General features: G+C 74.7%; 15 protein-coding genes. 7 read left to right on the top strand and 8 right to left on the bottom strand.

What is annotated here, in order from left to right:
• Window positions 1-40: 40 nt before the first annotated feature.
• Both AB6N23_RS13080 and AB6N23_RS13075 read right to left on the bottom strand, forming a co-directional pair.
• Window positions 41-697, bottom strand: coding sequence for a histidine phosphatase family protein (locus AB6N23_RS13080; RefSeq protein WP_412866480.1), 657 nt, complete (start codon window positions 695-697; stop codon window positions 41-43).
• Between the two features lie 96 nt (window positions 698-793).
• Window positions 794-1,333 (bottom strand): MarR family winged helix-turn-helix transcriptional regulator, encoded by a 540-nt coding sequence (locus AB6N23_RS13075; RefSeq protein ID WP_412866479.1) that lies wholly within the window; start codon window positions 1,331-1,333, stop codon window positions 794-796.
• 91 nt (window positions 1,334-1,424) lie between these two features.
• Between AB6N23_RS13075 and AB6N23_RS13070 the strand changes: the two genes are divergently transcribed.
• On the top strand, window positions 1,425-1,973 hold the full coding sequence (locus AB6N23_RS13070) for a YceI family protein (protein WP_412866478.1): 549 nt from the start codon (window positions 1,425-1,427) through the stop codon (window positions 1,971-1,973).
• A gap of 95 nt (window positions 1,974-2,068) precedes the next feature.
• Here the strand turns inward: AB6N23_RS13070 and AB6N23_RS13065 are convergent, their stop codons facing one another.
• The 3 genes from AB6N23_RS13065 to AB6N23_RS13055 form a co-directional block, all read right to left on the bottom strand.
• Window positions 2,069-2,698, bottom strand: a complete 630-nt coding sequence (locus AB6N23_RS13065; protein ID WP_412866477.1) for a redox-sensing transcriptional repressor Rex — start codon at window positions 2,696-2,698, stop codon at window positions 2,069-2,071.
• Window positions 2,699-2,814: 116 nt separating this feature from the next.
• Entirely contained in the window at window positions 2,815-3,165 is a 351-nt protein-coding gene (locus AB6N23_RS13060; RefSeq protein WP_412866476.1) for a glutaredoxin family protein, read from the bottom strand.
• 25 nt (window positions 3,166-3,190) lie between these two features.
• Window positions 3,191-3,568 (bottom strand): DUF2200 domain-containing protein, encoded by a 378-nt coding sequence (locus AB6N23_RS13055; RefSeq protein WP_412866475.1) that lies wholly within the window; start codon window positions 3,566-3,568, stop codon window positions 3,191-3,193.
• Window positions 3,569-3,735: 167 nt separating this feature from the next.
• Here AB6N23_RS13055 and AB6N23_RS13050 point away from each other — a divergent pair, with 167 nt between their 5' ends.
• Window positions 3,736-4,557, top strand: a complete 822-nt coding sequence (locus AB6N23_RS13050; protein ID WP_412866481.1) for an HAD family hydrolase — start codon at window positions 3,736-3,738, stop codon at window positions 4,555-4,557.
• 190 nt (window positions 4,558-4,747) lie between these two features.
• On the opposite strand, the gene AB6N23_RS13045 is transcribed toward AB6N23_RS13050, so the two are convergent.
• The 3 genes from AB6N23_RS13045 to AB6N23_RS13035 are packed head-to-tail and all read right to left on the bottom strand — an operon-like array spanning window position 4,748 to window position 8,693.
• On the bottom strand, window positions 4,748-5,788 hold the full coding sequence (locus AB6N23_RS13045) for an arabinan endo-1,5-alpha-L-arabinosidase (protein WP_412866474.1): 1,041 nt from the start codon (window positions 5,786-5,788) through the stop codon (window positions 4,748-4,750).
• Window positions 5,785-7,299, bottom strand: a complete 1,515-nt coding sequence (gene arfA, locus AB6N23_RS13040; RefSeq protein ID WP_412866473.1) for an arabinosylfuranosidase ArfA — start codon at window positions 7,297-7,299, stop codon at window positions 5,785-5,787. The genes AB6N23_RS13045 and arfA overlap by 4 nt, the downstream gene beginning before the upstream one ends.
• The gene (locus tag AB6N23_RS13035; RefSeq protein WP_412866472.1) at window positions 7,296-8,693 is read right to left on the bottom strand and encodes a glycoside hydrolase family 27 protein; all 1,398 of its coding nucleotides are present in this window, start codon (window positions 8,691-8,693) and stop codon (window positions 7,296-7,298) included. Before AB6N23_RS13035 ends, arfA begins: the two co-directional genes overlap by 4 nt.
• A gap of 354 nt (window positions 8,694-9,047) precedes the next feature.
• On the opposite strand from AB6N23_RS13035, the gene AB6N23_RS13030 reads away from it, so the two are divergent.
• The 5 genes from AB6N23_RS13030 (at window position 9,048) to AB6N23_RS13010 (ending at window position 14,397) form a co-directional block, all read left to right on the top strand.
• Entirely contained in the window at window positions 9,048-10,397 is a 1,350-nt protein-coding gene (locus AB6N23_RS13030) for an ABC transporter substrate-binding protein (RefSeq protein ID WP_412866471.1), read from the top strand.
• A 76-nt stretch (window positions 10,398-10,473) separates the two neighbouring features.
• On the top strand, window positions 10,474-11,445 hold the full coding sequence (locus tag AB6N23_RS13025) for a carbohydrate ABC transporter permease (RefSeq protein ID WP_412866470.1): 972 nt from the start codon (window positions 10,474-10,476) through the stop codon (window positions 11,443-11,445).
• A 10-nt stretch (window positions 11,446-11,455) separates the two neighbouring features.
• A complete protein-coding gene (locus tag AB6N23_RS13020) occupies window positions 11,456-12,361 on the top strand; it encodes a carbohydrate ABC transporter permease (protein ID WP_412866469.1) in 906 nt (301 codons plus the stop codon).
• Window positions 12,362-12,364: 3 nt separating this feature from the next.
• Complete coding sequence (locus tag AB6N23_RS13015) at window positions 12,365-13,750, top strand: arabinan endo-1,5-alpha-L-arabinosidase (protein WP_412866468.1); 1,386 nt, start codon at window positions 12,365-12,367, stop codon at window positions 13,748-13,750.
• Complete coding sequence (locus AB6N23_RS13010) at window positions 13,747-14,397, top strand: YesL family protein (protein WP_412866467.1); 651 nt, start codon at window positions 13,747-13,749, stop codon at window positions 14,395-14,397. The genes AB6N23_RS13015 and AB6N23_RS13010 overlap by 4 nt, the downstream gene beginning before the upstream one ends.
• The last annotated feature ends 23 nt before the right edge of the window (window positions 14,398-14,420 follow it).

Raw genomic sequence — 14,420 nt, 5'->3', positions numbered from 1 at the left:
GGCGACGGCCGCGGCGCGGCGGAGCGCGTCGGCGCGCACGTCAGGCCCCCGCGACGGGGGAGGCGCCGGGCAGGAGCGACGCGGCGGGCTCGGAGTACCCGACGGCGACGAGGCGGTCGCCGGAGAAGCGCAGCGTGGTCAGCGACGCGAGCGCGCACTGGCGCCGGCGGGGGTCGTGCCACAGGCGGCGGCCCTCGAGCGCGAGGCGGGTGATCCAGATGGGCAGCTGGTGGCTGACGACCACGGCCTCGTGGCCGCGGGCCGAGTCGCGGGCGGCCTGCACGGCGGCCGTCATGCGCGCGACCTGCACGGTGTACGCCTCGCCCCAGGACGGGCGGAACGGGTTGCGCAGGTGCGGCCAGTGCTCGGGGTGGCGCAGCGAGCCGTCGCCGACGCCGAACGTCTTGCCCTGGAAGTGGTTCTCGGCCTCGATGACGCGCTCGTCGGTGACGACGTCGAGCCCGAAGGCGGCGGCGATCGGGGCGGCCGTCTCCTGCGCGCGCTGGAGCGGGGACGCGACCACGGTGACGACGTCGCGACGCGGGGCGCCCTCGTCGCCGGCGAGCGTGCGGGCCACGAGCTCGGCCATCGCGGTGCCGCGCTCCGACAGGCGGTAGCCGGGGAGGCGCCCGTAGAGCACGCCGGAGGGGTTGTGGACCTCGCCGTGCCGCATCAGGTGCACCGTCGTGTCGACCATGTGCCCAGTGTCGCAAATCAACCCGGGTGCACCGCCCCCGCGCGGCGTGCGGTGCGCCACGTCCGGCGACCCTCCGCCGCCGCCGGCGGGTGGCCGTCAGGCGGCGGGCGCGGGGTCCTCGGCCTCGGCGCGCGCCTGCGTGCAGTCGGGCGAGCGCAGGTGGTCGACGACCACCTGCATCGCGTCGCCGAGCGCCGCGAGCTGCGCGTCGGTCAGGCGGTCGACGAGGTGCGCGCGCACCGACGCGACGTGCCCGGGCGCCGCCGCGACGAGCACGTCCCAGCCGTGGTCGGTCATGACGCAGTTGACGCCGCGCGCGTCGCAGCGCGCCTGCTCGCGGCGCACGATGCCGGCGCGCTCCAGCCGTGCCACGGTGTGCGTGAGGCGGCTGCGCGAGTGCGCGAGGTCGCCCGCGAGCTCGGACATGCGCAGGGTGCGCCCCTCGGCCTCGGAGAGGCGCACGAGGATCTCGTACTCGGCGAGGGACAGGCCGCTCGTGGCGTCGAGCTCGCGGCCGAGGGCGTCGAGGAGGAGGGCCGCGCCGTCGCGCCAGGCGCGCCAGTGCCGCTGCTGCTCCTCGGTGAGCCACCGGACCTCGTCGGCGGGCCGGGGGTCCTTCGGGGTGCTGCTGGTCACGTCGTCCTCCCCTCTTGCCTTCGGTGGCTCGAGTGTAGTAGAAATCTCAACCAACAGGTACTTGATGATTCAACGAACCACGGAGGTCCCCATGACCGCGCTCCCCACCGGCCTGTCCACCGGCACCTGGGCCGTCGACGCCTCGCACTCGGAGGCGTCCTTCACCGTCCGCCACGCCGGCATCTCGAAGGTGCGCGGCACCGTGGCGATCACGTCGGGCACGCTGACGGTCGGCGAGGACGTCGAGTCCTCCTCCGTCGTCGTCACGCTCGACCCCGCGTCCGTCACCACGGGTGACGCGAACCGCGACGGCCACCTCAAGAGCGGCGACTTCTTCGACGTCGAGACGCACGGCGAGTGGTCCTTCACCTCGACGGCCGTCCGGCCGGCCGGCTCGGACTGGGTCGTCGTCGGCGACCTGACCATCCACGGCGTCACCCAGCAGGTCGAGCTCGAGACCGTCTTCAACGGCTCGGCCGTCGACCCGTTCGGCAACACGCGCGCCGGGTTCGAGGCGTCGGTGACCATCTCGCGCAAGGACTACGGCCTCACGTGGAACGCGGCGCTCGAGGCCGGCGGCGTGCTCGTCGCCGACAAGGTCAAGATCGACCTCGACGTCTCGGCCATCAAGCAGGGCTGACGCAGCAGCTGCACACCCGCCGCGGGGCGCGACCGGACCGGTCGCGCCCCGCGGTGCGTGGCGGGGTCGGCGCCGGGGACCCACCCCGAGCCGCGTCAGGCCCCGCCCGTGGCGGCGCGCCGCGCCTCGTGGAACGCGAGGATCTGCAGCTCGGACGCCACGTCGACCGCCCGCACGTCGACGTGCGGCGGCACACGCAGCGCCGCGGGCGCGAACGTGAGGATGCCGACCACCCCCGCCGCCACGAGCCGGTCGCACACGTCCTGCGCCACCGTCGCCGGCGTCGTGAGCACCGCGATGGTCGCGCCCGTCGACGCCACGACCTCGGCCAGCCGGTCGGCCGGCTGCACGACCAGCCCGGCGACCGTCGTGCCGACCACGCGCGGGTCGGCGTCCACCAGGGCGACGAGCGCGAACCCGCGCTGCGCGATGCCGGCGTAGTTCGCCAGGGCGTGACCGAGGTTGCCGACGCCGACCAGCACGACGCGCCGCTCGTCGGCGAGCCCCAGCACGACGCGGACCTGCTCGCGCAGGTGCGCGACGTCGTACCCGACGCCGCGCACGCCGTAGGAGCCGAGGAACGACAGGTCCTTGCGCAGCTGCGCGGGCGTGACGCCGACGCGGTCGGCGAGCTCGTCGGACGACGTCAGCACGCAGCCCTCCGCCGCCACCACCTCGAGCGCGCGCAGGTAGCCCGGCAGCCGGGCGACCGTCGCCGGCGGCACCTGCGCACCGCGGCCCGAGCGTCCCCCACGAGCGTCCACGTCGCCCCCCACGGCTCCCGGCCGGCACGTCCCGCCTCGTCGCGGGGCGGCCCGGGCGCCGCGGCCCACGGTAGGGCCTAGCGGGGTCCCGCGGCGAGGGCCCGCAGCAGGCGCGCCTCGTCGACGCGCCAGTACCCGCGGCGCACCCCGTCGACGTCGACGACCGGCACCAGCTCGCCGAGCTCGTCGGCGAGGACGCGGCCGTCGGGCAGGGGGACGTCGACGTCGACCTCCGCCCACGGCGCGCCCGTCGCCGCGCTGACGCGGCGCACGACCGCCCGCGCGTCGTCGCACAGGTGGCAGCCGGCGCGCCCGTAGAGCACGACGCGCGCCTCGGCAGCGGCGACCGGGTCGGGCGCGGTGGCGTCGGTGGGGCCCACGGCGTCGCGGGCGTCGGCGGGGGTCGGCTGGTCGTGCGGTCCGCTCACCCCGCCACGGTAGGCGTCCGCGGCGTCAGCCGTCGCCCGCGCGCGTCGCCGCACCGCCCCGCAGGACCGACGACATGCGCTTGCCGCGGGCGACCTCGTCGACGAGCTTGTCGAGGTACCGGATCCGCTGCATCAGCGGGTCCTCGATCTCCTCCACCCGCACGCCGCAGATCACGCCGGTGATCAGCGCGGCGTCGGGGTTCCACGCCGGGGCCGCGGCGAAGAACGTCTCGAGGTCGACCTCGGACTCGAGGACGCGGGCCAGGCCCGCCTCGTCGTAGCCCGTGAGCCACGCGATCACCTCGTGCACCTCGGCCCGCGAGCGGCCCTTGCGCTCGACCTTCGTCACGTAGTGCGGGTAGATGCTCGCGAACGGCGTCGAGAAGATCCGGTGCCGCGCCATGTCGTCGCCTCTCCTGGTGGTCCGGGTCGACGCCGATCATGCCGCGCCGCCGCGGCCGGGCGCGCACCCCACGCGCGCACGGGCGTCGTTACAGTGGCCGGGTGCACGCGGCGGACGGAACCGGCGAGGGCGCCGTGGTCGGCCCGGACGTGGCCGGGACGGGGCCTGTGGTCGCGGCCACCGTCGAGACGCCCGTCGCGGAGGTGGTCCCCGAGGGGACGCGCGTCGCCGCGTTCTTCGACGTCGACAACACGATCATCCGCGGCGCGAGCGCGTTCCACCTGGCCGTGGGGCTGTACCGGCGCGGGTTCTTCCGCAAGCGCGACATCCTCGTGTTCGCGTTCCAGCAGGCGCGCTACCAGGCGTTCGGCGAGGACCGGGAGCAGATCGACGAGATCCGCTCGCGCGCGCTGTCCATCATGCGCGGCCACTCCGTCGCCGAGGTCACGGCCATCGCGGAGGACGTCTACGACGAGGTCCTCAGCCTGCGCATCTACCCCGGTACGCGGGCACTGCTCGACGCGCACCTCGCCGCCGGGCACGCGGTGTGGCTGGTGACGGCGACGCCCGTGGAGATCGGCGAGCTCATCGCGCGCCGGCTGGGCACCTCGGGCGCGCTCGGCACGATCGCCGAGCACGAGGACGGCTTCTACACCGGACGCCTCGTCGGCGACCTCCTGCACGGCGAGGCGAAGGCCAGCGCCGTGCGGGCCCTGGCCGAGCGCGAGGGGTACGACCTCGCCGCGTGCCACGCCTACGGCGACTCGACGAACGACGTGGCGATCCTGTCTACGGTCGGCAACCCGTGCGCCATCAACCCCGACCGGCGCCTGCGGCGGCACGCCGCGGAGGTCGGCTGGCCCGTGCGCGAGTTCCGCTCCCGGCGCCGGCACGCGCGCCGCAGCGCGAACGCGGCGAGCCTCGCAGGCCTCGCGTGGGCCGGGGCGGTCGTCCTGCGGGCGCTGCGCCGCCGGATCACGGGCCGCTGACCCGCACCGACGCCGACCCTCACCGACGCCGACGCCCGCCGGCCGCCGACGCCCCGCCGGCGGCGTCGAACCGGTCGTCGTGCACCGTGCCGGCAAGTCGGTGCTGCACGACGACCGGTTCGACGTGCGGTCGAGGGGTGGAGAGGCAGCGGGCGCGGGCCGGTCGGGCGACGAGGGGCGGGTCCGTCGGTCAGCCGCCGTCCTCCGCCTGCTCCTCGCGGGTGCTCGCGACCGGCCAGCCCGCGTCGTCCCACGCGAGCTCGCGGATGCCGAGGCGGATCTCGCCGCCGTCGGCGGCGTCGTACCAGTGGTGGGCCAGGTAGCCGCGGGAGTACGACTCGCCGCCCGGTCCCACCCGGTCGCCGCGGGTGGTGAGCAGCACCTCGCCGCCGTCCTGCGTCATGGCGCGGCCGGACCGGTCGACGTACGGGCCGGCGACGTCGCGCGAGCGCCCGACCGCCGTGCTGTACGTGGAGTCCGACCCCTGGCAGCACGAGTCGCGCGAGACGAAGAGGTAGAACCAGCCGTCGCGCTCGACGAGGGTCGGCGCCTCGATCGCGTTCTCGGCGCCGATCCGGGACGCGATCGTGACGGGTTCGGCCCCGGGCGCGAGCGTGCCGTCCGGCCACGTCAGCTCGACCAGCTGGATGCCGCCCCAGAACGAGCCGAAAGCCATCCACGGCGTGCCGTCGACCGTGAGCACGCTCGGGTCGATCGCGTTCCAGTCGTCGCGGCCCGGCTCGGACGCGATCACCTCGCCGCGGTCGGACCAGGCGTACGCCGGGTCGTCCGGGTCGAGCGTCGGGCTGGTCATCAGGCCGATGAGCGAGCGGTTCGAGCCGAACGTCGACGCGGCGTAGTAGAGGTACCAGGTCCCGTCGTGCTCGACGACCTCGGGCGCCCAGAAGTTCTGCACGCCCGGGACGCGCTCGTACACCCAGCGCGGCCGGGACGCGGCGTCCCACACGGTCCCCGCGTCCTCCCACGTGCGGCCGTCGTCGACGGACCGGCGCACCTGCGGCGAGCCGGCGCCGACCCGCACGTCCCCCGTGGAGAAGACGTACCAGGGCTCGTCCCCCTCCCCCACGACCAGCGCGGGGTCGTGCGCGCGCACGTCGCCGGTGGGGTCCAGGTCCGTCGCCGCGGGACCGGAGGGGCCGGTGGCGCCGCACGCCGCCAGCGCCGCCGCCGCCACGAGGGCGACGGCGGCGCGGACGAGGCGCGTGCTCACGCCCGGGTGCCGAGCCGCACGACGTTCCACGACACCGGCGGCACCCGCAGCCGCAGGCGGCCGTCGGCGACCTCGGCGGTCGGGTTGGCGCGCGGCGCGACCGAGGAGTCGTCGTCCGCGGTGGCCGACCAGCGGTGGTCCGGGTTCGCCAGCGTCGTCGCCTCCACGAGCGAGAGGCCCGGCAGCGCGCGCAGGTCGACGTCGAGGACGGCCGGCGCGCCGGTCGAGCGGTTGACGGCGAACAGCGCGACGTCGCCCGTCTCCTCGTCCCGGGTGGCCACGGCGTCGACGAGCGCGGCGTCGCCGTAGCGGGCCGTCTCGTACGTCGGCGCGTCGATCGCGACGCGCAGCACGTCGCCCGTCGCGTACCGGGACGCGGCGGCGAAGGGGTGGAAGATCGTCTGCTTCCAGGCCCGGCCGCCCGGCTCCGTCATGATCGGCGCGATGACGTTGACGAGCTGCGCGAGCGACGCCGCGTGCACGCGGTCGCTGTGCCGCAGCAGGCTGATGAGCAGGTTGCCCACGACGACGGCGTCGGCGACGTCGTAGCGGTCCTCGAGCAGGACGGGCGCGACGGGCCAGTCGTCGCCGCTCGGCGGGCGCGACTCGGCGCGCTTCTGGTACCAGACGTTCCACTCGTCGAACGAGATGTGGATGCGCTTGCTCTTCTTCTGCGCGGCGCGGACGGCGTCGGCGGTGGCGGTCACGGACTCGACGAAGTGGTCCATGTCGACCGCGGAGGCGAGGAACGAGCCGAGGTCGCCGTCCTCCTCCCAGTAGTAGGCGTGCGCCGAGACGTAGTCGACCTGGTCGTACGCCTCGGTGAGGACGACCCGCTCCCACTCGCCGAACGTCTCCATCGACGAGCTCGACGAGCCGCACGCGACGAGCTCGATGCCCGGGTCCACCATGCGCATGGCGCGCCCGGTCTCGGCGGCGAGGCGGCCGTACTCGAGGGCCGTCTTGTGCCCGGTCTGCCACGGCCCGTCCATCTCGTTGCCGAGGCACCACATGCGCACGCGGTACGGGTCGGCCGCGCCGTTCGCGCGCCGCAGGTCGGACAGCGCGGTGCCGCCGGGCACGTTGCAGTACTCGAGCAGGTCGACGGCCTCCTGCACGCCGCGCGTGCCGAGGTTGACGGCCATCATCGGCTCGACCTCGGCGAGCGCGGCCCAGCGCATGAACTCGTCCGTGCCGACCGTGTTGGGCTCCGTCGAGTGCCACGCGAGGTCGAGGCGGCGCGGACGCTGCTCGACGGGGCCGACGCCGTCCTCCCACCGGTAGCCGGAGACGAAGTTGCCGCCCGGGTAGCGCACGGTGGAGACGCCGAGCTCACGCGTGAGCTCGAGGACGTCCTTGCGGAAGCCGTCCTGGTCGGCGGTGGGGTGCCCGGGGTCGTGGATGCCGGTGTAGACGCAGCGCCCGAGGTGCTCGACGAACGAGCCGAACGTGCGCCGGCGGACGGGCCCGACCCGGAACGCGGGGTCGAGCGTGAGACGGACGGGGATCATGACGGCTCCTGTCGGTGGTGCGGGCCCGGGGCGGCCGGGGCGGGGTGGTCGGTGGGGTCGAGGGCGAGCCAGCGCACGCCGTGCGCGGGCACCTCGAGGTCGAGGCGCCCCTCGGGCTCCCAGCCCGTGGGGACGGGGTCCGGCAGGGCGGTGCCGGACCACAGGTCGCGCACGGCCCAGCGACCGGCACGGGCGTCGGCGTCGCCGAGCAGCGACGACAGCGCGAGGTGCTCGGTGCGCGGGTTCGTGCCGGTCCAGAACACGGCGACGTATCGGGTGCGCGTGCCGTCGCCGGCGCGCGCGGCCCAGACGACGACCTCGCCGGCGTCGGTGCGGCCCGCGCCGAGGTCCGTGGCGGCGGGCTCGCGCAGCAGCTCGCGCCCGTCGACGCCGGTGCGCAGGACGTGCCCGACGGCGGGCGTCGTGAGCAGCGCGACCGTCGCGGGGTCGCTGGTCGGTAGGTCGCCGCCCATCATGAGCGGCGAGCGCGCCATGACCCACAGGGTGAGCAGGGTGCGCTGCTCGTCGGGGGTGAGCCGGCTCTGCCGGTCCTCGCCGCGCTCGGCGCGGATGCCGATGCGGCCGAGCGGCAGCATGTCGGCGTCGGCCCAGCCGCCGGGGCGCTGGTGCGGCGCCCACCGCGCGAGCCGGGCGAAGTTCGCGTGCACGTCCTCCCAGCGGTCCCACAGGTCGTCGCAGACGCGCCACAGCTGCGCGTGCTCGCGCAGCACCGGCAGGTGCTCGGTCGACAGGCGCGTGCCCGGGGACAGCGACAACACCATCTCGCGGCCGCTGCGCGCGATCGCGGTCCCCCACGCCCGCACCGCGTCGGCGTGGAACGGCGCCAGCACGTCGTCGACCTTGACGTAGTCGACGCCCCACGACGCGAGCTGCGCGACGAGGCCGTCGAGCCACGCCTGCGCACCGGGGTGGGCGTGGTCGAGGCCGACCATGTGCCCGTTCCACGGGCACGTGGACGTGGGGTCGGCGACGTCGGCCGCCGTCCAGCCGCCGTCGCCGGGGACGGGCAGCGCCGCCGCGACGGCGCGCCGCGGGATGCCGCGCAGCACGTGGACGCCGAACCGCAGCCCGAGCGCGTGGACCCGGGCAGCGAGGGCGGTGAAGCCCGCGCCGCCGGCCGCCGAGGGGAACCGGCCGGGGGCCGGCTGCGGGTAGCCGTGCGCGTCGAGCACGAGCGCCGCGTCCTGCGTGTAGCCGTGGGGCCGGGCGTCGGGGTCGGACCAGTCGATGTCGACCACCACCGTGTCCCAGCCGTGCGGCAGCAGGTGCTCGGCCAGGAACCGGGCGTTCGCCAGGACCTCCGCCTCGGTCACGGTGGTGCCGTAGCAGTCCCAGCTGTTCCACCCCATCGGCGGGGTGAGGGCGGACGTCATCGTCGGGTGCTCCTCGCGTGGCTCGCGGCACGTGGGTGGCCGGCGGCGCTGTCTACAACGTTGTAGGGCCACCATGCACGAGAGGCGCCGGGCGCGTCAACGACGGACCCGCCGACCGCTCCGTGCGTCGTCACGGGGCGTTACCCGATCGTGGCTTGACCCGGCGGGCGCGCCCGTGCCACCTTGTGCAACGTTGTAGATCAACGTTGTAGGACGACGTTGTCAGCATCGGAGAGGTCAACGACGACCAGCAGGAGCGGACGGCCGACGCGCAGGTGCGTCGCCTCCCCGGCACACGCCGGGAGCCGCCCCGACCGGCGTGACCTGACCGACCCACGACAGGGAGGCAGGCAGATGAAGAAGAGCAGGCTGGCCGTCGGCATGGCGTGCACCGCGCTCGTCGGGGCGCTCTCGCTCACCGCGTGCAGCGGCGACGGCGGCAGCGGCGGCGACAGCGGTGCGCTGACGTTCATGTTCCGCGGCGGACCGGACGAGAAGGCCGCCTACCAGGCGGCCATCGACAAGTTCACCGAGGACACCGGCGTCGAGGTCGAGGTCATCGTCACCGACGCCGACCAGTACGCGACGAAGCTCCAGGCCGCCGTCGCGGGCAACAACGTGCCCGACGTGTTCTACATCGAGCAGGCCAACCTCCAGTCGTACGTCGCCTCGGGCGTCCTCATGGACATCACCGACCAGGTCGACGAGCTCGGGGTCGACCTCGACAACATCTGGGAGTACGGCGTCGACTCCTACCGGTTCGACGGCGAGCTCCAGGGCACGCCGGAGGGTCGCCTCTACGGGCTGCCCAAGGACGTCGGCCCGTTCGCGTTCGGCTACAACAAGACGATGTTCGAGGCCGCGGGCATCCCGCTGCCCGACCCGGACGTCCCCCTCACGTGGGAGGAGTACGTCGCGATCTGCCAGCAGCTGACGACCGACACCGACGGCGACGGCGCCGTCGACCAGTGGGGCACCGGGCCGAACGTCCAGTGGAACCTGCAGTCCGTGGTGTGGAGCAACGGCGGCGACTTCGTCAACGAGGACCGCACCGAGGTCACCGTCGACACCCCCGAGTTCGCGGAGGCGCTCCAGGAGTTCGCCGACCTGACGACGGTCGACGGCGTCACCCCGTCCGCGGCGGACGCCGCCACGCTCGACACGTACCAGCGCTGGATGGCCGGGGAGATCGGCTTCTTCCCCGTCGGCCCGTGGGACGTCAGCGTCTACAACGAGCTCGAGTTCGACTACGACCTCATCCCGTGGCCGACGCTCGGCGACGGCGGCTCGGGCACGTGGATCGGCTCCCTCGGCATCGGTGTCTCGGGCACGACCGACATGCCCGACGATGCGGTGCAGCTCGTGACCTACCTGTCCGCGGACGCCGAGGCGCAGCAGACGCTCGTCGACGCGAACATCCAGGTGCCGAACCTGGTCGACGTCGCCGAGGAGTGGGCGGCCGCCCCCGACGCGGAGCCGGCCAACCGCAAGGAGTTCCTCGACATCGTGCAGGACTACGGCCGCGCGATGCCGGCCGCGTACACGTACGGCGCCGCCTGGTACGACGAGCTGTGGACCAACATCCAGCCGGTCCTCGACGGCGAGCAGACGGCGGCCGACTACCTCGCCGAGGTGCAGCCGCGCATGCAGGCGCTGCTCGACGAGTCGAACGCCAACGCCGAGCAGGCGTTCGCCGGCAGCTGACCCGCCCCGGCCCGGCCGCTCCCCCGGCGGCCGGGCCGGCCCTCGCACGACCGGCCTTCGCACGAGAGGACCCCCGATGTCGCGATCCGCGGCCCCCGAGGCCCCGCCCGCCGCACCCGGCGCGTTCCGGACGGGCACCACCCCGCCGATGCGCACCGCCCGGCAGCGCCGGCAGCTGCACCGCACCGAGCACCGGTGGGCCATGGCGTTCGTCGCCCCGCCCGTGGTCGGGTTCCTGCTGTTCACGCTCTACCCGGTGCTGTTCGCGGGGTACGCGTCGCTCACGAGCTGGAACGGGCTCGGCCCGATGCGGTTCGTCGGGCTCGACAACTACACGCGGCTGGTCGGCGACGAGTACTTCCGCCAGTCGCTGTTCAACACGTTCTTCTACATGATCGGCATCCCGATCGGCCTGGCCCTGGCCCTGCTGCTCGCCATCGCGCTGAACCGGCGCATCGCCGGGCGCACGGCCTTCCGGACGATCTACTACGTGCCGGTGATCTCCTCGCTCGCGGCGATCGCCATCGTCTGGCAGTTCGCCTACAACGGCGACTTCGGCCTCGTGAACCAGGTGCTCGCGTGGTTCGGCGTCGACGGCCCGAACTGGCTGCAGGACACCGCGACCGTGAAGCCCGCGATCATCCTCATGATGGTCTGGAAGGGCCTCGGCTACTCGATGCTGCTGTACCTCGCGGCGATCCAGTCGGTGCCCGCCTCGCTGCACGAGGCGGCCGCGCTCGACGGCGCCGGGTGGTGGCAGCGGCTGCGGCACATCACGCTGCCGATGGTCCGCCCCGTGACGTTCTTCCTCGTCGTCACGAACATCATCGCCGGCGCGCAGCTGTTCACCGAGATCAACATCATGACGCCGACGGGCGGCCCGGAGTTCGGCTCCGCGTCCGTGGTCTGGTACATCTGGCGCCAGGCCTTCCGGTACCAGCAGATGGGGTACGCGACGGCCATGGCCATCGTGCTGGGCGTCCTCGTCCTCGTCATCACCCTGATCCAGTTCCGCCTGAACCGGCGCAACAGCTTCAGCATCGACTGAGGGGCCTGCCATGACCACCATCCCCACCCTGCCGCGACGCACGCCGGTCGGCCGCGGGCCGGGCGCGACCGGCGTCGGCGCGGGCCGCGAGAGCCGCGTCGTCAACGCGGTGCTGCTCGTCGTGCTGTCGGTCTTCGCGATCGCCATGCTCGCGCCGCTCCTCTGGATGTTCACCACGGCGGTGAAGACCAAGCCCGAGGTGTTCGCGCTGCCGCCGGTCCTCTGGCCGGACGCCCCGCAGTGGGACACGTTCGTGCGCATGTGGACCGAGGCGCCGATCCTGTCGGGCTTCAAGAACTCGATCATCGTGGCCGGCACGGTCACCGTCGTCGGGTCGGTGACGTCGGCGCTCGCGGCGTTGGCGCTCGCGAAGATGCGGCTGCCGGCCAAGAACGCGATCTTCCTGGGCCTGCTGTCGGGCCTGATGATCCCCTACCCGACGATCATGATCCCGCAGTTCGTCATGTTCTCCCGGCTGCACTGGGTCGACACCCTGCTGCCGCTGATCGTGCCGCTGCTGTTCGGCAACATCATCATGATCTTCTTCATCCGCCAGTACCTCGAGTCGGTCCCGGACTCGCTCATCGAGGCGGCGAAGATCGACGGCGCGTCGTACCTGACGATCTTCGGGCGGATGATCGTGCCGATGATCCGACCCGCCATCGCGGCGCAGTTCATCCTCTGGTTCATGACGGTGTGGAACGACTACCTCGCGCCGATCCTGTACCTGAACTCCCCGGGCAAGCAGACGCTGCAGGTCGTCATCGCGAACCTCAACGTCGAGTACGCCACGCAGCGCGACTACCCGTTGATCATGGCCGCGTCCTTCGTCGCGCTGCTGCCGATCCTCGTGGTCTTCCTGGTGTTCCAGCGGCAGATCATCGCGTCCGTCGCCCTGACCGGCACGAAGGGCTGACGCGTGACCACCCTGGAGCCGGGCGTCGACCTGACCCCCGACACGAGCGCGTGGGGCGGCGACCACGCCCACGACCCCACCGCGGTGCGTGACGACGACGGCACCTACTGGCTGTTCTCGACCGACGCGTCGGCCGTCGGCCCCGTGCGCGGCGGCGTCCAGGTGCGCCGCTCCACCGACCTCGTCGACTGGGAGTTCCACGGCTGGGCGCTGCCGGGCGTGCCCGCCGCCGCCGCGGCGTGGGCCGGCGCGCCCGGCCTGTGGGCGCCCGAGGTCGTGCGCGTCGGCGACGGGTGGCGGATGTACTGGTCGGCGTCGACGTTCGGCTCGCGCCGGTCGGCCATCGGGCTCGCCGTCGCGGCGCACCCCGCCGGTCCGTGGGAGGACCGCGGGCTCGTCGTGACGAGCGACGCCGTGCCCGCCGACGCCGCCGGCTCGCCGCACGGCGACGGACCGCCCAACGCCATCGACGCGGCGCTGGCCGTGGACGGCGACCGGCACTGGCTCGTGTACGGCTCGTTCTTCGGGGGCCTGCACGCGCTCGAGCTCGACCCCGCGACCGGCCTCGCGCTCGACGCGCCGGCACCGGGCGAGCCCAGCGCGGGGCCCGGCGTGCTCCTCGCGCGGCGGGCGGCCGACGTCGAGGGCGCGGTCGAGGGCGCGTACGTGCTGCCGCGCCCCGGCGGCGGCTGGGCGCTGCTCGCGTCGTGGGACTCGCTCTTCTCGAGCTACCACGTGCGCGCGGCCGTCGCCGACACCGTCACCGGGCCGTACCGCGACCGCCTCGGCCGCGACCTGCGGGACACCGCCCCGGACGCCGGCACGGTCGTCCTCGCCGGCCACCGCCTCGCCGGCGGGCCGGGCCTGCGCGCCCCCGGGCACGCGTCCGTGCTCACCGAGCCCGCGACGGCCGACGCCCCGGGTCGCCAGCTGCTCGTGCACCACGTGCGTGACGACGACGCCCCCGAGCGGCACCGCGTGCAGGTCCGCCGCCTCGTGTGGACGCACGACGGCTGGCCGCTCGTCAGCCCGCAGCCGTGGGCGGGGCCCGCGCGCGAGGACGACGACGAGCGCCGCTGGCCCGCCGAGCCCGCCGCGCTCACGGGCACGTGGGAGACGCTCGAGCCCGGCAGCGACCCGCGCGGCGTCGAGCGCGGGCGCCTGCGCACGCTCGACGCGCACGACGTGCGCCCGCTGGGCGACGGCCGGTTCGCGTGGCGGTGGCCCGACGGCGCGCAGGCGTCGGCGGTGGTCCTGCCCGGCTGGGACGCCGTGCGGGGGCAGGCGACCCTCGTCCTGGTCGCGGTCGACGACCGCGGGCGGGTCACCACCGGCACGCGCGTGGGCGACGACGGCGCCGGCTCCCACACGCACGGCGGGGCGGCGTGACGCACGTCAGCCCGCCCGCGCGGACGACGGGCGACGAGGCCGTCGGCTGGGCCGCGCGCGTCATGACCGTCCTGCGCGCGCTCGCGCACGTGGTCGCGGCCCAGCTGCTGCTCGCGCTCGGCACGCTCGCGGGCGGCGTCGTCCTCGGCCTCGTGCCGTCGCTGCACGCCGCCGGGACGCTGCTCGCACGCGTCGCCGCCGGCGCGCCGTCGGAGCACCTGTGGCGCGACTTCTGGGCGACGTGGCGCGGCGGGTGGCGGCGGTGCAACGTCCTCGGGGCGCCGCTGTGGGCCGTCGCGGTGCTGCTGTGGCTCGACGCCGTCGCGCTCGGCGTGCTCACCGGGCCGGCGCGGGCCGCCGCCGGCGTCGGGCTCGCGCTCGCCGGCGCGTGGGCCGTCGTCGTGCTCGCCCACGTCGCACCGGTCACGCGGCGCTACACCGACTCCCCCGCCCGCACGTGGCGGTTCCTCGTGCTCGCGCCCGCGATCGGCCCGGGCACGTCGCTCGGCGTGCTCGCCGCCGTCACCGTGTGGGTGCTCACCTGCGCCGCGGTGCCGGTGCTCGTGCCGCTCGCCGGCGTGACCGTGCCGCTGCTCGTCACCGGGTGGCTCGTCGACGTGCGGCTGGACCGCCTCGACGCGCGCTGAGCCGGCCCGCCGCACGCCCCGGT

It is taken from the genome of Cellulomonas pasadenensis, from assembly GCF_047229365.1.
Lineage (GTDB): Bacteria > Actinomycetota > Actinomycetes > Actinomycetales > Cellulomonadaceae > Cellulomonas.
Note: the sequence above shows the minus strand (reverse complement) of the source record. Positions and strands in the feature narration are given on the sequence as shown.